Genomic DNA, 18,846 nt, shown 5'->3' on the forward strand with positions numbered 1-18,846 from the left:
ATTTTATCTCTTATTAATTAAGCATTTTAAACCAATTAATGAAGTCAGGTCTTAAAATATATTCCGATCTTCTGTCAGATTTTATTTTTTTTAGGACTTCTAACCCATAAAGAACTCTACCGACAGGAGTATACTCTCCTTCAAATAAGGGTTCATCCTGTAAGATTATAAAAAATTGACTATCTTCAGTGTCGTTCTTAAATGTTCGAGCTAATCCAACACTTCCTTTGGTATAATTAAAGTTATTGTCAATTTCTGATTTAATTGTACCTAAATCTGATTTGCCAGTACCAATTTTTCCATAATCTAATTTTCCTTTTTTTCCAAATTCCAAGTCACCTGCTTGAATAAGTTTGTTTTCAATTACCCTATGAAAAGCAATATTTTCATAAGCATTGGATCTAATTAAAGTTACAAATCTTTGGACGGCATTAGGTGAAATATTTGGGTAAAGTTCTATAATTACATTTCCACAAGGTGCATTTAAAATTGCAATATTGTCTGGATTCTTAAAAGTAATATTCTTTGGGTCAATATTTTTAACAAATAAACATTTATTTTTAACTATATAATATGTGCAGAAAGTTGTGATACCTAAAAAAATTAAAAAAATAAAAATAAATTTTTCAGATTTAGAAGCTTTAATTTTTTTTATCATTAAAAAGTAAATGAACTATCTATTTCTTTTATTCTATTTTTAATATATGAAATTTTATTATTTAAAATAGGGTCTGATTTACGAATTTGGTTAATTTCTTTTTCCTTTAAAAAGATCATATGTGAGTAAACTTCTGCCATATCCTCTGAGGGTGTTGTCTTTGAGTATTCTGTTAAAAATCCATCTGTATCAATATATGTATTAAGATCAATTTTATCAGTACATGTTGAACAATCAGCATATTGAAAACCTTTTTTATTAAAATCCATCCATTCTTCTTCATTAAAAACTTCTTTGTGTTGAAGATGCATTACATGAAAAACTTCATGATGGATTACTCTTTCAAAGTAATTTTCATTAAATTTAATATCAAGTATTAACGTTTTCATTACATTATCTGGAATACCAGCTGTATATAATTCTGAAATTGATAAATTTTCACACATAACAATATATTTGAGGTTAATTTTTTTTAAAAAGTCATAAGAATATCTGCTAAGATTTTTATGAATAATTTTATATTTTACCTCTAAATCTTTCTTATTTGAATCTGAACAAACAATATTTTTTTGAGTACCTAGCCTAAAAGGTCTGGCAGCATAAAAATATTTAAGTTTATTTTTTGTATTTATTTCATAAATCTCTAGATTGGGTATTTTGATGAGATTATAAATGGTATTAGCTTTTAGTGGGGTAATAAAAATAATTAATAATAAAAAGGCTTTAATTAGGTTCATAATTTTAAAGATAGAATATATTCCATTGTCAAAGAATGTGGTACATTTTATTTATAAATGAAAAAAGATAGAAATAAAAACCCAATTCAACCTGTTAGTGGAACAAAAGTCCCAAGATTTGCTGGACCATCTACTTTTGCAAGATTACCAGAATTAAGAGATGTTGAAAGTTGTGATGTAGCAATTGTTGGAATTCCATTTGATGCTGGCACTAGCTATAGACCAGGAGCTAGATTTGGACCAATGAGCATTAGGCAAGCTTCTAGACATTTAAGAACTAATTATCATCCAAGTTATGACGTTGAACCTTTTAAGGTGCAACAAGTTGCTGACGCTGGTGATATTACCTGTAATCCTTTTAGCATTGATGAGTCGATAAAACAGATTGAAGCTGGAGCAACAGATTTGCTAAATAAAGTTGGTGGTATAATTAGTTTAGGTGGAGACCATACAATTGCGGTTCCTTTGTTAAGGGCAATTAATAAAAAATGTAATGGGCCAGTTGCTCTAGTACATTTTGATGCACACTTAGACACCTGGGATACATATTTTGGTGCTCCATATACACATGGAACTCCTTTCAGAAGAGCAAGAGAAGAGGGTTTATTTTTAGATGATGCTTCAATGCATGTTGGTATTAGAGGTCCACTTTATAGTAGGGACGATATTAAAAATGACGAAAGTTTTGGATTTAAAATAATTCATTGTGATGAGTTTCAAACAGAAGGAACTGATAAAATAGCAGAAAGAATTAAAAAAAGAGTAGGCAATAATCCTCTATATTTATCAATAGATATTGATGTGTTAGATCCTGCTTTTGCTCCAGGAACAGGAACACCGGAAATTGCTGGCATGACTACAAGAGAGATGGTTAATGTTTTAAGAGGTCTATCAGGGTTAAATCTTGTTTCTGCTGATGTGGTTGAAGTATCTCCTGCATACGATCATGCCGAAGTTACCTCGTTAGCTGCAGCAACCATTGTTTACGAACTAACAAATTTATTTGCAAAATCATAAAGAAAGGATAGTTTCTCAAAATGTTAGATAAGAAAAAATTTTATATCAATGGTGAATGGGTTTCCCCAAAAAAACCAAATGACTTCAAAGTAACAGACCCCTCAACAGAGGAAGAGTGTGCTGTTATATCTTTAGGTGGAGAAGAAGATGTAAATGATGCAGTAAGGGCAGCAACTAAAGCTTTTGAAACATGGGCATTTTCAACAAAAGAAGAAAGATTAAAATATTTAGAAGCCTTATATGTTGTTTATAAAAAGAGATGGGCTGATATGGCTAAAGCTATAACTCTTGAAATGGGAGCACCAATTGATTTTTCAACCCAATTACAAGCGGGAACTGGAGCTAGTCATATAAAATCTTATATAAAAGTTTTAAAAGAATATACATTTGAAGCAAAGTTGGGAGAACATGCTCTTAATAATAATATTTTACATGAACCAAAAGGAGTTTGTGCATTAATTACTCCATGGAACTGGCCAATGAATCAAACTTGTTTAAAAGTTATTCCAGCTATTGCCGCAGGGTGCACAATGGTTCTTAAGCCATCTGAAATAGCTCCATTATCTTCGATGATTTTAGCAGAGATGATAGATGAAATTAAATTACCAAAAGGTGTATTCAATTTAGTTAATGGAGATGGTGCAGTTACAGGAAATGCTTTAACAAGTCATCCTGATGTAAATATGGTTTCATTTACAGGGTCTACTAGAGCAGGAGCTTTAATTTCTCAAAATGCAGCAAATGATTTTAAGAGAGTTAGTCTTGAACTTGGTGGAAAAGGGGCGAATATTATATTTAAAGATGCAGATGCTGAAGCTGTTGAAAGAGGTGCTCTAAGATGTTTTAGAAATTCAGGGCAATCTTGTAATGCACCAACAAGAATGTTAGTTGAAAAATCTATTTATGATGAGACAGTTGAAAGAGTAAAAAATTTTGCTAACTCAATGAAGGTTGATGTTGCAACAAAAGAAGGTGATCATATTGGACCTGTTGTTTCAAAAGCCCAATTTGATAAAATCCAAGCTTTAATTCAAGTTGGTATTGATGAAGGTGCTAAATTAGTTGCTGGTGGTACTGGTAAACCAGATGGCCTTGATAAAGGATATTTTGTTAAACCTACTGCATTTGCAGATGTTAATAACCAGATGCAAATTGCAAGAACAGAAATATTTGGACCTGTTTTATCAATTATACCATTTGAAACAGAAGAGGAGGCTATTGATATAGCAAACGACACTCCCTATGGATTATTGAACTTTATCCAAACTCAAGACCAAAAAAAAGCTAATAGAGTTGCTAGAAAATTAAGATCAGGAATGGTTGATATTAATGGTGCAGGCTTAGCACCAGATGCTCCTTTTGGTGGATATAAGCACTCAGGTATTGGCCGTGAAGCTGGAAAATTAGGCCTAGAAGAATATTTAGAAGTTAAAGTAGTAAGTGGTTGGAACGATTAATCTAATTTAAACTACTGTTCATAATAGGTTTTCAATAATTCAATAAGCCCCATATTTACTTGTTTATTATCTCGACTAAAAGTTGTGTCTTTTTATTCTTTACACCTCATGAATAATCCATAATGTCGCAGTAATGGTTACCATAACTTTTTAATAGTTAATAAGAGTAACTGAAATAATAGGGAGAAATAATATGAGTAGATCGTCAAAACTCTACAATTCAGATTTGGCTCCAACTCCAAGTAATAAAAAAAATTGGGGATGGTTCGAAATCTTTAACGTATGGGCTAATGATGTTCAAAGTTTATTTGGTTATACTTTGGCTGCATCGTTATTTTTAGCATCAGGACTGAATGGTTGGGCTGTATTTGCTGCATTAATTCTTGCAGGATTTTTTATCATGTGGCTAGTAAACCTCTCAGGTAAACCAAGTGTAAAACATGGAATTCCATATCCAGTATTTGCCCGTGTCAGTATGGGTGTATTTGGAGCAAACTTCCCAGCAATGGCCAGAGGTCTTGTTGCAATGTTTTGGTATGGAGCACAAACTTATGCAGCATCAACAGCTGTAGCACTTTTAATTACTGGAGTTACAGGAATAGAAGGTGAAGTTATGCTTCTTGGTATGACAGGTGTAATGTGGGTTTCATTTATATTTGTTTCAGCATTCCAAGTTTATTTATTTTGGCAAGGTGTAGATCTTATCAAAAAATTCTTAAACTTTGCTGGACCAGCAGTCTATGCAGTTATGATTTTTTTAATGATAGTTATTTGGGTCAAAGCTGGTGGAGGACTTTTTTCAGAAGTAGGAACTATATTTTCTGGAGGAGAACGAACTGGAGGTTTTGAAGGTTTAGGAACAATGGGAGCTTTCATAGCAGTATTTTCAATTATGGTTGGATACTTTGCTGCAGTTGTAATTAACTTTGGTGATTTCGCTAGATTTGTTAAAAACGAAGATGAAATGAAAAAAGGTAACCTATGGGGATTAGTAGGAAACGTAATTTTATTCTCTTTCATTACTTTGATGATTACTGGTGGAACAATTGCAATTTTTGGTGAATATGTATCAAGTCCAACAGAGATGGTTGCTAAAGTAGATAACTTAGGATTAACAATTATTGCTGCATTTGCATTTTTTGCAGCGACAGTTGGAATCAATATGGTTGCAAACTTTATACCTCCTGCGTATGACTTAGCCAATTTGATGCCAAGTAAAATTAACTTTAAAACTGGTGGATTAATTACAGCTGGTTTTGGTTTTATTATTGGTGGTATGTGGGTCTCTGTTATTACACAAATGGGTTTATTTCCATTTGTTAATACTTTAGGAGCAATTCTTGCACCAGTGTTTGGTATTATGATGGTTGATTACTATATTATCAAAAAAGAAAAAATCGATGTAGATGATTTGTTTGATGCAAGTCCAAATGCTAAGTATCATTACAATGGTGGCTTCAACAACAAAGGAATGATAGCTTGGATTCTTTCAGGTTATATTGCTGTAGGATCTGTGTGGCCAAACATTTTGTTTTTAGGTTTAGATGATTTCTTCGCTAACTTAGGTGGTGGTGGAGGATATGCTTGGATAATTGGTGCATCATTAGGTGCTGTAGTTCATCTAGCTATATCTAAAAGATAATTAAAGTTTTAACTAAAAGCCCATCAATTTATTGGTGGGCTTTTTTTATATTTGAAATTCTAAAGTGATATTTTCTTTATTTAAATCATGAAGAACTAGATTGTCACCTTCACCTTTTCTATCGACTACTAAAAAATTCATATCTTCAGTTGCAATTAAAGGAAAATGCCAAATCCCAGAATTATAATTAACACCAACTCCTTTTGGAACAATAAAAGCTTCTACATTATTTAAATCAGGCTTATCACCTGCAGGAGCAACAAAAGCTAAAAATGTAGTTTCTTTCATAGGGATAAAAGCTTGGCTTCCAAGTGGATGTTTTTCCATCATATCCACTTTCATAGGAAAAGATCTTTTTAAAGCAGAAAAAATACTAATTATAGATTCACCGTCATCTTTTTTAGCATCTAGATTAGCTATCCCATCATATCGTTTTGCATAACCATCATTTATTTCTAAAGGCTTGATATCATCAGTTGTGATCATATCTCCAAACTTTCTAAAATTTTCTTTATTAATAGGTTTAGGTTTGATTACTAAGTTAATCATACGTTTTTTCCATATATTCTAAATCGAGATATTCCACCATCTGGAAAAATATTAATTTTTATAAAATTAATTTTATCTTTTTTCATTAGATTATTTTTAAAAATATGTACTTTATTAGAGGATAATTTTGCATCCTTTAATAAATACTTCCATTTGACTGAAGAATTTACAATTTGTTTAGAACTTTTTATTGTTGGTAAATAAGCAGCCTGTAAAGAACAATAGCTTGGAAAGTTACCTTTAAAATGATGAGTAGAAATTTCAATTTTATCAATTTCTTTTCCATCTAAAGAATTTAATATTAACCAATCAAATCCTGGACCACGTCTTCTTCTTGTTTCCCATCCATCCCCCATATTTTTAGCTTTACCTGGTGCTAAAATATTTTCAGCTTTACCAAAGTGTTCATTGTTGCAAGCAATAACAGAAGCACCATCTAAAAGTGATGCAAGATTTGTTTTCCTATTTTTCAATTTATTAGATTTAGAAATTGAGCCAAATAATCTTAATCGAGCAACCCCACCATCTGGAAAAATATTAAATTTTATATGTGTAAATTTTTTTTTACTATTTGGAGTAAAGAAGTGGTGGCTATTTGCTCTAGTTTTTTTTTTGGAAAGTAATGGTTCCCACTTTAATTGACTTATTTTATTTGAATTTGTGTTTGTACCTTCAATAGAGATCATTGCCGGCTGGTTTCCATTAAAGTGGGATGTATCAACATCAACTTTTTTAATAGAACCAGGTTTTCCTAATTTTAAAATTATGTAATCATGTCCTTTAGTTCTTTTTCTTCTAGATTCCCATCCGTCCATCCATTTACCATTTTTATCAAACAAACCATCTTTAAAAATTGCTGGCGAGGGGTTAATAATTCTATTAGCTGTAGCAAAAAAATCATCGGTTTTAAATATAACCTTAGTGCCCAATCTAGGTTGAGCTAAATCGATAAGACCATTTGTAAAAATAATTTTTTTTGACATTATTCAGAATAGTTTTTAATCCAATGTTTGGCTATATCAATTCTTTTACATATCCACACATCTTCATGTTTAAGAATATAATCTAGAAATTTCTTTAAAGATTGGATTCTACCAGGTTTTCCAATTAATCTACAGTGCAATCCTACTGACATCATTTTGGGGTTTGTTTTTCCTTCCTCGTATAAAACATCAAAGCTGTCTTTTAGATAAGAAAAAAAATGATCACCAGTATTAAACCCTTGATTGGTTGTAAATCGCATATCGTTGTTATCTAAAGTATAAGGAATAATTAATTGTTTTTTCTTATTTCTAGTTTCCCAGTATGGTAAGTCATCGCTATACGAGTCACTGTCATATAAAAAACCACCATCTTCCATAACTAGATCTCTAGTATTGGGGCTACATCTGCCAGTATACCAACCACTAGGTCTGGTTCCAAAAATTTTTGTATGAGTTTGAATAGCAAGCTTCATATGTTTTTTTTCTTCTGTTTTTTTAATATTTTGATAGTCAATCCATCTCCACCCATGAGATGCAACCTCATATTCAGCTTCTATTATAGCTTTACAAACTTCAGGGTTTTTCTCTAAAGCCATACCGACACCAAAAACGGTAATAGGAATTTTCTTTTCTTGAAATAGTTTATGCAATCTCCAAAATCCTACTCTTGAACCATATTCATAAAGAGACTCCATATTTATATGCCTTCCCTTTATAGGCTGTGCACCAATAATTTCTGATAAGAAAACTTCCGAGTTATTGTCACCATTTAAAATGCATTTTTCAGCACCTTCTTCATAATTTAAAACTATTTGAACAGCGATGCGTGCATTATTAGGCCATTTAATATTTTGATCTTTAGAACCATACCCAATCATATCTCTTGGATCTTTTTTAGACATAAAAAAATTATAATTTACTTTGTATTGTTTAACAATTTATTAATTTGAAACAGACTCTACTTTGATGCCATCAAGCAAGTTTAAACATTTTTTAAGCTCATCTAAAACAATGAACTCATCAATTTTATGAGCTTGATCAATTGATCCTGGACCACAGACTACCGTACTAATTCCAATTTCTTGAAATAAACCTGCTTCAGTTCCAAATGAAACAACTTGTCTAGAATTATCACCTGTCAAACTTGAAATTAATTCACAAGCATCTGACTTATCTTCTCTATCAAACCCAACTATTTCACCAATAATATCTTTTTCAATCGAGGAATTAGGAAAAACTTTTTTCATTTCAGGTAAAAGCACTTCATTTGTATACTTATCGATTTCTTGATTTAAAAATACACCATCTTCTTTAATAACTGGCCGTGTTTCCCAATTAACATGACATTTGTCTGCTATTACATTGTGAGCAATACCACCAAACACACCACCAATAGAAAGGGTAGAGTAAGGTGGATCAAAAATAGAGTTTTTAGGTGTTCTACTTTTAAGTTTCTCTCTAAGTTCAATTAATTTATTTACATACCTTGATGCATATTCAACTGCACTTACACCTTTATGAGGTGCCGAACTATGTCCAGCTAAACCTTTAAAATAAGTTGTATATTCGTAGCATCCTTTATGAGCGTCAATAATTTTCATATTAGTTGGTTCACCAATAATACAAATACCATCTTTAATATTTCTTTTTTTTAACTCCTCTATTAATATAGGGGCGCCCTGACATGCTGTTTCTTCGTCAAATGTAAATGAAAAATGAATGTCTCTATCTAAATTTGATTTAGAATAAATAGGTGCATAAGCTAAAGCACAAGCAATAAAACCTTTCATATCACACGAACCTCTCCCATATAGTTTATCACCTTTAATAGTCGCAGTAAAAGGATCAGAACTCCAGCCCTTTGAAACAGGAACAACATCGGTGTGTCCTGATAAGATAATTGGTTTCTTATTATTTGAGTCTTTAGCTTTTAGTGTAGCAAATAAGTTTACTCTTTTTCCCTCATCATCATAAGTTCTAAAAGAAGTTGCACCTAACTTTTTCAAGATATCATCACAATAATCAATTAATGAGCTGTTATCTTCCCCTGAAATAGTTTTAAAAGCTATTAAGTCCGTTAAAATTTTAACTGAATTATTATACAATAGCTGTGAATTATTTTCTGTACTCATATTTATCAACCATTATATATTAAATATATGAAAGAACAAATCACCTTTGATATGTTTGACAAAGTAGACATTCGAGTTGGCACAGTAATCTCTGTAAAGAAAAATGAAAAAGCTAGGAAGCCATCCTTAGTGGTTGAGGTTGATTTTGGAAAAGAGATTGGCATTAAACAGTCATCTGCTCAAATTACCCACTACTATAATGAAGATAGTTTAAAAGGAAAACAAGTAATTGGAGTATGTAATTTTCCTGAAAAAAATATTGCAGGAGTAGTATCTCAAGTGCTTATATTAGGATCAATAGATAAAGAAGGAAAAGTTATACTTGTTCACCCATCTAAAAAATCTGAAAACGGCCTTCCAATAGCTTAACTTTTATGCATCCAGAATTATTATTATTAATAGGGATTTCTTTATCATTAGGATTTACGCCAGGTCCAAACAATGCTGTAGCAGCATACTCAGGATTTAATTTTGGTATTAGAAAAACTATACCGTTAATTTTAGGAGTCGGTTTTGGCTACACAACATTAATTATATTAATTAATTTTGTTTTAATATCAACCTTCAAAAATTATCCAATTATTCAAGAAATTATCAGAGTCCTTGGAACTTTTTTCTTAATCTATCTAGCTTATAAAATTTCATTCTCAAAAATTTCTTCAGATGGAAAAACTGAAAATCCAGTAAAGTTTTTTGATAAATTTATATTTCAGTTTATTAATCCAAAAGGAGTAATGGCAGGAGTGACATTAAGTTCAAATTTTGTTGAACAAGGAGAAAACTATCTGAATCACTCAATTTGGGTGATTATAGTTTGCAGTGTAACCGCATTTTTAAGTATCATTTCGTGGACGTTTTTAGGCAAGTTTTTAAGGAAATTTGCAACAAATAATAATTTTATTAAACGATTTAATTATGCTATGTCATTGCTACTTATCGTTTGTATAATAGGCTTCTACATCTAAAACTAAATGAAACCAGGAAATAAAAATTCATATAACTCTTTAAAGTCTATTAATATTAATAATAGTGAATATAAATATTATTCTTTATCAGAAGCTGAAAAAAATGGTTTAGATGGAATCTCAAAACTTCCAAAATCACTTAAAGTTTTATTAGAAAATTTACTAAGATACGAAGATGACCTGTCTGTTACCAAAAACCAAATAGAAGCAATTAAGGAATGGTTAAAGACAAAAAAGTCTTCAACAGAAATAGCCTATCGGCCTGCTAGAGTTTTATTGCAAGACTATACAGGTATACCAGCAGTTGCTGATCTTGCGGCCATGAGAGAGGCTGTTAAAGAAAAGAACAAAGATCCAAACACCATTAATCCACTTTCAGCTGTTGACCTGGTCATTGATCATTCTGTGCAAGTTGATAAATCAGCAAATGCAAATTCATTTGAAAAAAATGTAGATATTGAGTTTCAGAGAAATGGTGAGAGGTATTCTTTTTTAAAATGGGGACAACAAGCATTTAATAATTTTAGAATAGTTCCCCCTGGAACAGGAATTTGTCATCAAGTTAATTTAGAATATTTATCAAAAGTAGTTTGGTCAGAAAAATTTAAAGATGAAGATTATTTATTTCCAGACACTTTAGTGGGTACGGACAGCCATACTACTATGGTTAATGGCTTATCTGTTCTTGGTTGGGGTGTTGGTGGAATTGAAGCGGAAGCTGGAATGTTAGGTCAACCAATTTCAATGCTAATTCCAGAAGTAATTGGATTTGAAGTAACGAATAAGATGCCTGAAGGCACAACTGCAACAGACTTAGTATTAACAGTTGTAAAAATGTTGAGAGATAAGAGTGTTGTTGGGAAATTTGTTGAGTTTTATGGAGAAGGGTTAAAAAATTTAACACTTGCTGATAGAGCAACTATTGCAAATATGGCCCCAGAATATGGAGCAACTTGTGGTTTTTTTCCAATTGATGAAGAGACATTGAAGTATTTAAGATTTTCAGGAAGAGATGAAAATACAGTAAATATTGTTGAAAGTTATGCAAAAGAACAAGGATTATGGGCTAGTGAAGGAATTGAATTTACTGACACATTATCATTAGATATGTCTACAATTGTACCAACAATTTCTGGACCAAAAAGACCTCAAGATAAAGTTTTATTAACGGATGCTTCTACAGGTTTTAAAAAAGTATTAAGAGATGCAACTGAAAGAAAGGAAAAAAATATTTCAAAAGTTTCTGGCACAGATTATGAGATTAAAGATGGATCTATATTAATTGCAGCAATCACTTCATGCACTAATACATCAAATCCAAATGTTTTAATTGGAGCCGGGTTACTGGCGAAAAAAGCTGTAGAGCTTGGTTTAGAAACTAAACCATGGGTAAAAACATCATTAGCGCCAGGGTCACAAGTAGTGACAGATTATTTAGCTAAAGCTGGATTAAATATATTTTTAGATAAATTGGGCTTTAATCTAGTGGGCTATGGATGCACAACATGCATTGGAAATTCAGGACCTTTACCTGAAGAAATTGTCAAAGCTATTGATAAAGAAAATATATATGCAGTTTCAGTATTGTCAGGTAACCGAAATTTTGAAGGAAGAATATCCCCTCATATTAAAGCAAATTATCTAGCATCACCACCACTTGTTGTAGCATATGCTCTTGCAGGTCATATGGAATTTGATTTATATAATGAGCCATTAGGAAAAAGCAAAGAAGGTAAGGATATTTTTCTAAAAGATATTTGGCCATCAAATAAAGAGATTGAAGACACTCTAAGAGAATCTTTAAATGCAGAAATGTTTATAAGAAGATATGCGAATATTTCAGAAGGACCTAAGCAGTGGCAAGAAATAAAAACAGAAAATACAAGCATTTATAATTGGGACTCAGGATCAACTTATGTCAAAAAACCACCATTTTTTGAAAATTTATCTGATAAACCTGAAGGTTTTAAAAGCATTAAAGATGCAAGGCCACTTTTAATTCTAGGAGATATGGTAACAACAGATCATATTTCTCCAGCTGGAAATATTCAAAAAGAAAGTCCTACTGGAGAATATTTTATGGAACATCAAATACTACCCAAAGATTACAATTCTTATGGCTCTAGAAGAGGAAATCATGAAGTTATGATGAGAGGGACTTTTGCAAATATTAGAATAAAAAATGAAATGGCTCCTGGTACAGAAGGTGGTTTTACAAAATTATATCCAGAGGGAAAAGTAATGCCAATTTATAGTGCAGTAGAAGAGTACAAAAAAAGAGGAACAAATTTAGTGGTAATTGGTGGAAAAGAATATGGCACAGGATCATCTAGAGATTGGGCAGCTAAAGGAACAAAATTATTGGGCGTTAAGGTCGTAATAGCAGAAAGTTTTGAAAGAATTCATAGATCAAACTTAATTGGTATGGGTGTATTACCACTTCAATTTACAGAAGGTAACAATAGAGCTAATCTAAATTTAATTGGTTCAGAGTTAATTACAGTTATTGATATTCAGGAAGGCATTAAACCTTCAGACCACACATATGTTGAAATAAAATATGCATCTGGAGATATTAAGAAAATCAAAACTCTTTGTAGAATCGACACCAAGAATGAATTAGAATATTATAAAAATGGTGGTATCCTACAGTATGTACTAAGGAATATGATTTAATTATGGATGAAGAAGTAGCAATTATAGACTCAAATACAAGAGAAGAAAAAATTAGAAACTTTTTCATTAATAATAAGAAAAATCTTATAATAGGATGGTTAATAATATTTGTCTTAGTCGTTGTCTACTTTTCATTGAAGGAAATAGCCGAACAAAATAAAAAAAAATTAGCTAGTCAATTTAATTTACTGACAATAAATTTTAAAACAGAGAATAAACAAGCAACAGCTGAGCAATTAATTAAAATAATAAATGAAAATGATGACACTTACTCACCATTAGCTTTATATTTTATAATTGATAATGATCTAATAGATAACAAAGAAGAAATTAAAAATTTATTTGATGATTTAATAAATGAAACAACATTAGATGAGGAAATTAAGAATTTGATCATATATAAAAAAGCATTATTCATATCAAATTTTTCAAGTGAAAATGATTTACTACGAACGCTTAATCCATTAATCAATTCTGAAAGTATATGGAAATCCCATTCCTTATATTTAATAGCAGAATTTTTTTATTCAAAAAATCAAAAGCAAAAAGCCAAAGAATTTTTTAATCAGATAATATTGTTACCCAACGCCAATAATGACATTAAGATGGAATCAAAAAAAAGACTGAATAGAGACTTAAGTGATTAAATTAATTAAAGTATCAATATTATTATTATTCTTAAATAGCTGCTCGTTAGATACAAAATCAGGTCTTTGGACAAAAACTGAAAAAACTAAAGTAAAAATTAACAAAAACATAGAAGACATTTCCAAAACCAAAATAAAATTAAATAGAGAATTCAATACAAATATAAAGATTAAGATAGATTCTAAATTATTCAATAGTACTAATTTTAATTATCTGGATAACAACATACGCAGAGTAAGTTTTGAAAGTGATTTAAAAAATAAAAGAAAATATAAATTTTCTAAAATAAAAGATTTTAATAAATTTGAACCTGATTTAGTTTTTGATAAAGAAAATGTTATTATTTTTCAGTCTAAAGGTACAATAATAAAGTTCGATAAAAATTCAAAATTAATATGGAAAAAAAATCATTATAAAAAATACGAAAAAAAACTAAACCCAATTTTATTTTTTTCAAGCAACAATAAAGTTATAATTGTAGCTGATAATATATCAAATTATTATGCAATTAATAATTATTCAGGTGATCTGTTGTGGAAAAAAAATAATCCAGCACCTTTCAACTCTCAAATCAAGATTTATAAAGATATGTTTTTTGTAACTGATTTTAATAATACATTGAGATGTTTTTCAATTTTAGATGGTAAAGAATTGTGGAATTATAAAACAGATAAATCATTAATAAAATCACAACAAAAATTATCAATTGCAATTCAAGATGATAAAGTTTTCTTTAATAATTCAATTGGTGATATTAGCGCCTTAAGTATTAATGACGGCAATTTATTATGGCAAAGACCAACCCAAAATAATTTAGTTTTTGAAAACTCTTTTTTGCTTAAAAATTCTGAATTAGTAGCTGTTAAAGATTCAATTTTATTCTCTAATAATAGAAATGAGTTTTATTCTCTAGATATTAATTCTGGAAACCTAAGGTGGAAACAGGAAATTAACTCAAATATTAATCCTATAGTAATTAATGATTTAATTTTTTCAGTTTCAAATGATGGTTTTTTATATATTCTAAGAAAGTTAGATGGATCAATCTTAAGAATTACAAATATATTTGATATCTTTAAACCCAAGAAGAGAAAAAAAACTTTGACGCAAGGCTTTGTTGTAACAGGTAACAAAATTTATTTATCAACAAATAATGGTTATATTTTAACAATTGATATAGAAAGTGGCAAAACAGAAAGATATATTAAAATTGACAATTCTAAAATATCTAAACCATTTATTGTAAAAAAGTTCCTTTATGTGGTTAAAGATAACTCCATTATAAAGCTTAATTAAAGTGTTTCTTAAGTGGTTAGAAAAAAAAGGCCGAAAAAGAATTGTTTTAGATAGAGGGCCATCTCATAAAAAATTTAAAGAAGCAAAACCATGGATGAACAGATATTATGTTTTATTAAGAAATAGACCAAGATGGTTTCCATTTAATATTTTAATACACGAAATGTTAGCTGATGATCATGGCGAAGGTGTTCATAATCATACGTTTCCTTTTATTACAATAATTCTAAAAGAAGGTTATTGGGAGACCTTAAAAGAAGGTAAATTTTGGAGACCCGTAGGATACATTGGTTTTAGATCTTCAAATACCCTACACCGTGTGGACTTAAAAAAAGGAACAAGACCTTTAACTATTTTTATATCAGGGCCCTTTGGTTTGAGAAAAGGACCTAGATCAGAATATGGTATAGATTTCAAAAAAAAAATATGAACCTTAAAAAATTATTTTTAAAATACTGCGCTATAAAAGGGTTTGAAATAAATAATGATCAAATTAGTACAGTAGAATCTCTTAATAAATTTTATCAAAATAATTTAGATTATAGTTTTTTTAGAAGTTTATTTTCAAAAAGAAAATATGTGCCAGGTTTTTATTTACAAGGGGATGTTGGAGTTGGTAAAACTATGATTTTAGATTTTTTTTTTAACAATTTTAAGCAAAGCAAGCAAAGACTACATTTTAATGAATTTATGATTAAATTTCATGATTTTATTTTCCACAATAAAAATAGTAAAAAACAAAATGCTATAGATAAATTTGTAAAAAAACTTAAACAAAAATATAAATTAATCTATTTTGATGAGTTTCAAGTTACCAATATTGTTGATGCTATGATATTAGGGATTTTATTTAAAAAAATATTCGAAGAGAATATAAAAGTTATTTTTTCATCTAATATTAAAATTAATGATTTATATAAAGACGGCCTTCAGAGAGATCAATTTATTCCATTTATAAAGATAATGAAGTCAAAGTGTTTTGAACAAACGCTTCTAATAAAAGAAGACTATAGGAAATTAAAAAATAAAAATAAATTTAGTTATTTCTATCCATTAAATGAGACAACTAGCTTTAGAATGAATAAGTTATTTAGAAAATTAACTAAAAATAAAAAAAAAGAACAAGTTAATTTATCAATTAAAGATAGAAAGTTTATTATTAAAGATTATCATGAAGGTATAGCTAGATTTGATTTTAATGATTTGTGTAATAGAAATCTAGGAGCTGAGGATTATATTAAGATTGCAGAAGTCTGCAAACATATTTTCATTGAAAATTTACCTAGTTTTAATAAAAATAATTCAAATCAACAACATAGGTTTATTACACTGATTGATATTATTTATGAAAAAAAAGTAAATTTAACTATTAGTAGTGCATCCAATTTAGTTAAATTAACATCAGCTAATAATTTGAACGAACCTTTTAAGAGAACTTTAAGTAGAATATATGAACTGACTTCAAATATTCAGGTTAAATAATACAGTGGTCTTAAAGTTATTTGGGCACTTAGTTTTTTTTAATTGTTTTAAAAGCGTTTAGTGCAGCATTTCTTGCTTCAGCATGGTCCACAATCGGTTTTGGATAATCAACTCCTACAATAACCTTAATTTGCTCTTGGTATTTGGTTTCTAGTTCCCATGGTTTGTATAAAAATTTATTAGGCATGTTTTTAAGTTCCGGAACCCATTTTTTTGTATAAATCCCATCTTTATCAAATTTTTCACCCTGAAGAATAGGATTAAAGATTCTAAAGTATGGAGCTGCATCTGCCCCACATCCTGCAACCCATTGCCATTGGGCAACGTTACTAGCTTCATTATAATCAACCAAACAATTTTTAAAATGTTTTTCACCTTCGTTCCAATGAATTCTTAAATGTTTTACAAGAAATGAAGCAACAATCATTCGTACCCTATTGTGCATCCATCCTGTTTCGTACAGTTCCCTCATCCCAGCGTCAACAATGGGATATCCTGTCATACCTTTTTTCCAAGCTTTAAGAAACTTCTCATTTTTAACCCAAGGAAAATTATCAAAATCTTTCCTAAGATTGCCTTTTAGCATTTGGGGAAAGTAATTAATTAGACTATGAGAAAACTCTCTCCATCCTAACTCATTAATATACTTTCTATATCCCATTTTTTTAATTTTAATCTCTTGGCATTTCTTCCAAATTGTTTCTACATGTATTTGGCCAAATTTTAAGAAAGGAGATAACTTTGAGGTTCCATTAACACCTGGAATATCTCGTGCTTCTCCATAGCCCTCAATTCTATTATTTATTAATTCTTGTAAATATTTTTTAGCTTCTTGTTCAGACGGTATCCAGTATTTCTCAAACTTTTTATGCCAATCTTTCTTAGGTAAAATTTCTTTTATAGGAATTGATTTTTTAAATATATTTATTTTTTTTATTTTTGATTTAACTTTTATAGATTTAGAAGGTACTTTTGAGATATAAAGTTGCTCAGTTTTTTTCCAAAAAGGAGTGAATACCTTATAAGGTGTGCCATCATCTTTAGTCATTTCCTGAAACTCTACAAGAATATTTCCTTTAAAATATTTATATTGAATTTCATTTTTAATGAATTGATCTCTTATTTTTTTACCTTTATTAATTACATCTGGTTCATATACTTTACTCCAATAAACAGTAACATCATCTTTCTTCTTTAAATTTGACAATACCTCTAGTTCATCACCTAATTGAATTTCCAATGTGATATTTAATTTTTTTAGATCTAGGTTAAAATTTTCTAAAGCTTTAGAGATCCACCATTTTTGAGCCTCTCTTTTTTTATCAAAATTTTTTGGGTTATAAATATAGAGAGCACTTACAAACTCATGATTTTGAGTTGCAATAGCTAGAGCTTCATTATCTTCAATTCTAAAATCTTCTCTTATCCAAACAACAGCTTTTTTTGTCATATTTACTTAGATTTTTTGCAATCCATCGTTTAGTAGCTTTTGGTACATTGCATTATCAGTTAAACCCTCACAACCAAATAAAAGTACACTTGATTGTTCATTTAACTCTAACTTATCTAAGTATTCTTTATTGTTAAATGAGCCTATTAACGCAATTATACCTGGCACAGCACATTCACCGGCTATTATTTTTTCATCAGATAAATGTTTTTCTGCTAGCAGTGCAACAGTAGTTGAGATTGCTTCATCTGGTATGGTTAAGCAGTAGTTAGTAGAATTTTTTAAAATTTCCCAGGCAATACTTGAAACATCTCCACAAGACATTCCACCCATTATTGTTTCTTTTTTTATATCAACAGTCGTAGGTTTATTATTCTTAATGCTTTGAAATACACAGTCTGCATTTTCTGGTTCAACAGTAATAAACTTTGGGATATTTTTAGATAATTTTGCAAAGCCAGCAATCATTGCCGCTGCCATTCCCCCAACACCTGCTTGAAGAAATACGTGTGTTATTGAATTTGAGTTTATTTCATCTAAAATTTCTTTAACCATTATTGTGTACCCAGCCATAATCAATTTTGGTACTTCTTTGTAACCTTCCCAAGACACATCCTGTACGATTTCCCAATTATTTGCATTAGATTGTTTAATGCATTCCTTTAATGAATTGTCATAATTCCCTTTAACTCTAATAACCTCAGCATCCAGATTACGCATGGCTTCAGCTCTAGACTCGCTAACAAATTCACTTATAAATATTTTACATTTTAAACCTAGTCTTTGTGCACCCCATGCAACTGATCTTCCATGATTTCCTGCTGTAGCTGTCGAAACTGTTATGTTCTTTTTTTCACTTGCAATCTTGTAAACAGCAAAGGCTCCACCTAATGCTTTAAATGATTTAAGTTCAAATCTTTTATCTTCATCCTTGTAGTAAATATTTTGGAATTTTAATTCATCATTTAATTTATTTAATTTAATCAGTGGAGTAGGAGCGTAATTATCCCAGCTAGATATGGCTTCTATCGCTTCGTCTATAAATTTTTCTGGTAATTGAGTGAGTATATTTTCTTTGTTAAAATTATACTCTTTATTTTCTAAAAAAGATGTAATGGACCAAAGGTCTTTTTGAAGGATTGATTTCATTTTTA

The 18,846-nt window shown here is 29.9% G+C and carries 18 protein-coding genes; 10 read left to right on the top strand and 8 right to left on the bottom strand.

Annotated elements, in window-relative coordinates; genetic code table 11:
* Positions 1 to 13 precede the first annotated feature (13 nt).
* Entirely contained in the window at positions 14 to 658 is a 645-nt protein-coding gene (locus ABXT47_RS01335; protein ID WP_415308855.1) for a peptidylprolyl isomerase, read from the bottom strand.
* Positions 658 to 1,395: a putative zinc-binding metallopeptidase gene (locus ABXT47_RS01340; protein WP_415308857.1), complete on the bottom strand. Its 738-nt coding sequence runs from the start codon at positions 1,393 to 1,395 to the stop codon at positions 658 to 660. Before ABXT47_RS01340 ends, ABXT47_RS01335 begins: the two co-directional genes overlap by 1 nt.
* Before the next feature lie 57 nt (positions 1,396 to 1,452).
* On the opposite strand from ABXT47_RS01340, the gene speB reads away from it, so the two are divergent.
* The 3 genes from speB (at position 1,453) to ABXT47_RS01355 (ending at position 5,511) form a co-directional block, all read left to right on the top strand.
* The gene (gene speB / locus ABXT47_RS01345; RefSeq protein WP_415308859.1) at positions 1,453 to 2,412 is read left to right on the top strand and encodes an agmatinase; all 960 of its coding nucleotides are present in this window, start codon (positions 1,453 to 1,455) and stop codon (positions 2,410 to 2,412) included.
* A 20-nt stretch (positions 2,413 to 2,432) separates the two neighbouring features.
* The gene (locus tag ABXT47_RS01350) at positions 2,433 to 3,869 is read left to right on the top strand and encodes an aldehyde dehydrogenase family protein (protein ID WP_415308861.1); all 1,437 of its coding nucleotides are present in this window, start codon (positions 2,433 to 2,435) and stop codon (positions 3,867 to 3,869) included.
* A 193-nt stretch (positions 3,870 to 4,062) separates the two neighbouring features.
* Positions 4,063 to 5,511, top strand: coding sequence for an NCS1 family nucleobase:cation symporter-1 (locus ABXT47_RS01355; RefSeq protein ID WP_415308863.1), 1,449 nt, complete (start codon positions 4,063 to 4,065; stop codon positions 5,509 to 5,511).
* Positions 5,512 to 5,556: 45 nt separating this feature from the next.
* Here the strand turns inward: ABXT47_RS01355 and ABXT47_RS01360 are convergent, their stop codons facing one another.
* The 4 genes from ABXT47_RS01360 to argE are packed head-to-tail and all read right to left on the bottom strand — an operon-like array spanning position 5,557 to position 9,175.
* Complete coding sequence (locus ABXT47_RS01360; RefSeq protein WP_415308864.1) at positions 5,557 to 6,060, bottom strand: ureidoglycolate lyase; 504 nt, start codon at positions 6,058 to 6,060, stop codon at positions 5,557 to 5,559.
* Complete coding sequence (gene alc / locus ABXT47_RS01365; RefSeq protein WP_415308866.1) at positions 6,057 to 7,043, bottom strand: allantoicase; 987 nt, start codon at positions 7,041 to 7,043, stop codon at positions 6,057 to 6,059. Before alc ends, ABXT47_RS01360 begins: the two co-directional genes overlap by 4 nt.
* Positions 7,043 to 7,945 (bottom strand): allantoinase PuuE, encoded by a 903-nt coding sequence (puuE, locus tag ABXT47_RS01370; RefSeq protein WP_415308868.1) that lies wholly within the window; start codon positions 7,943 to 7,945, stop codon positions 7,043 to 7,045. The genes alc and puuE overlap by 1 nt, the downstream gene beginning before the upstream one ends.
* A 39-nt stretch (positions 7,946 to 7,984) precedes the next feature.
* Positions 7,985 to 9,175, bottom strand: coding sequence for an acetylornithine deacetylase (gene argE / locus ABXT47_RS01375; protein WP_415308870.1), 1,191 nt, complete (start codon positions 9,173 to 9,175; stop codon positions 7,985 to 7,987).
* Between the two features lie 27 nt (positions 9,176 to 9,202).
* On the opposite strand from argE, the gene ABXT47_RS01380 reads away from it, so the two are divergent.
* From ABXT47_RS01380 to zapE, 7 genes are read left to right on the top strand one after another with little or no spacing between them, the layout of a single operon-like run.
* A complete protein-coding gene (locus tag ABXT47_RS01380; RefSeq protein WP_415308872.1) occupies positions 9,203 to 9,544 on the top strand; it encodes a tRNA-binding protein in 342 nt (113 codons plus the stop codon).
* 5 nt (positions 9,545 to 9,549) lie between these two features.
* The gene (locus tag ABXT47_RS01385; protein ID WP_415308874.1) at positions 9,550 to 10,140 is read left to right on the top strand and encodes a LysE family translocator; all 591 of its coding nucleotides are present in this window, start codon (positions 9,550 to 9,552) and stop codon (positions 10,138 to 10,140) included.
* Between the two features lie 6 nt (positions 10,141 to 10,146).
* On the top strand, positions 10,147 to 12,816 hold the full coding sequence (gene acnA / locus ABXT47_RS01390) for an aconitate hydratase AcnA (protein ID WP_415308876.1): 2,670 nt from the start codon (positions 10,147 to 10,149) through the stop codon (positions 12,814 to 12,816).
* 2 nt (positions 12,817 to 12,818) lie between these two features.
* Complete coding sequence (locus ABXT47_RS01395; RefSeq protein ID WP_415308877.1) at positions 12,819 to 13,463, top strand: hypothetical protein; 645 nt, start codon at positions 12,819 to 12,821, stop codon at positions 13,461 to 13,463.
* A complete protein-coding gene (locus ABXT47_RS01400; protein WP_415308879.1) occupies positions 13,456 to 14,760 on the top strand; it encodes a PQQ-binding-like beta-propeller repeat protein in 1,305 nt (434 codons plus the stop codon). Before ABXT47_RS01395 ends, ABXT47_RS01400 begins: the two co-directional genes overlap by 8 nt.
* A 1-nt stretch (position 14,761) precedes the next feature.
* Positions 14,762 to 15,190: a hypothetical protein gene (locus ABXT47_RS01405; RefSeq protein ID WP_415308880.1), complete on the top strand. Its 429-nt coding sequence runs from the start codon at positions 14,762 to 14,764 to the stop codon at positions 15,188 to 15,190.
* Complete coding sequence (gene zapE / locus ABXT47_RS01410; RefSeq protein WP_415308882.1) at positions 15,187 to 16,242, top strand: cell division protein ZapE; 1,056 nt, start codon at positions 15,187 to 15,189, stop codon at positions 16,240 to 16,242. Before ABXT47_RS01405 ends, zapE begins: the two co-directional genes overlap by 4 nt.
* Positions 16,243 to 16,270: 28 nt before the next feature.
* Here the strand turns inward: zapE and ABXT47_RS01415 are convergent, their stop codons facing one another.
* Positions 16,271 to 17,692 carry a cryptochrome/photolyase family protein gene (locus ABXT47_RS01415; RefSeq protein ID WP_415308884.1) on the bottom strand — a complete coding sequence of 474 codons (1,422 nt, stop codon included), beginning with the start codon at positions 17,690 to 17,692 and terminating at the stop codon, positions 16,271 to 16,273.
* Between the two features lie 6 nt (positions 17,693 to 17,698).
* A complete protein-coding gene (locus ABXT47_RS01420) occupies positions 17,699 to 18,841 on the bottom strand; it encodes a diaminopropionate ammonia-lyase (protein WP_415308886.1) in 1,143 nt (380 codons plus the stop codon).
* Positions 18,842 to 18,846: the final 5 nt, after the last annotated feature.

Source organism: Candidatus Pelagibacter sp. Uisw_099_02 (assembly GCF_047727625.1).
Classification (GTDB): Bacteria; Pseudomonadota; Alphaproteobacteria; order Pelagibacterales; family Pelagibacteraceae; genus Pelagibacter.

Bases quoted from the DNA above. Each gene is read 5' to 3' on its own strand.
- speB (WP_415308859.1), top strand. From the start codon at position 1,453: ATGAAAAAAGATAGAAATAAAAACCCAATTCAACCTGTTAGTGGAACA.
- ABXT47_RS01415 (WP_415308884.1), bottom strand. From the start codon at position 17,692: ATGACAAAAAAAGCTGTTGTTTGGATAAGAGAAGATTTTAGAATTGAA.
- ABXT47_RS01355 (WP_415308863.1), top strand. From the start codon at position 4,063: ATGAGTAGATCGTCAAAACTCTACAATTCAGATTTGGCTCCAACTCCA.
- ABXT47_RS01420 (WP_415308886.1), bottom strand. From the start codon at position 18,841: ATGAAATCAATCCTTCAAAAAGACCTTTGGTCCATTACATCTTTTTTA.
- zapE (WP_415308882.1), top strand. From the start codon at position 15,187: ATGAACCTTAAAAAATTATTTTTAAAATACTGCGCTATAAAAGGGTTT.
- puuE (WP_415308868.1), bottom strand. From the start codon at position 7,945: ATGTCTAAAAAAGATCCAAGAGATATGATTGGGTATGGTTCTAAAGAT.
- ABXT47_RS01340 (WP_415308857.1), bottom strand. From the start codon at position 1,395: ATGAACCTAATTAAAGCCTTTTTATTATTAATTATTTTTATTACCCCA.
- ABXT47_RS01385 (WP_415308874.1), top strand. From the start codon at position 9,550: ATGCATCCAGAATTATTATTATTAATAGGGATTTCTTTATCATTAGGA.
- ABXT47_RS01380 (WP_415308872.1), top strand. From the start codon at position 9,203: ATGAAAGAACAAATCACCTTTGATATGTTTGACAAAGTAGACATTCGA.
- argE (WP_415308870.1), bottom strand. From the start codon at position 9,175: ATGAGTACAGAAAATAATTCACAGCTATTGTATAATAATTCAGTTAAA.
- alc (WP_415308866.1), bottom strand. From the start codon at position 7,043: ATGTCAAAAAAAATTATTTTTACAAATGGTCTTATCGATTTAGCTCAA.
- ABXT47_RS01360 (WP_415308864.1), bottom strand. From the start codon at position 6,060: ATGATTAACTTAGTAATCAAACCTAAACCTATTAATAAAGAAAATTTT.
- acnA (WP_415308876.1), top strand. From the start codon at position 10,147: ATGAAACCAGGAAATAAAAATTCATATAACTCTTTAAAGTCTATTAAT.
- ABXT47_RS01350 (WP_415308861.1), top strand. From the start codon at position 2,433: ATGTTAGATAAGAAAAAATTTTATATCAATGGTGAATGGGTTTCCCCA.
- ABXT47_RS01335 (WP_415308855.1), bottom strand. From the start codon at position 658: ATGATAAAAAAAATTAAAGCTTCTAAATCTGAAAAATTTATTTTTATT.
- ABXT47_RS01395 (WP_415308877.1), top strand. From the start codon at position 12,819: ATGGATGAAGAAGTAGCAATTATAGACTCAAATACAAGAGAAGAAAAA.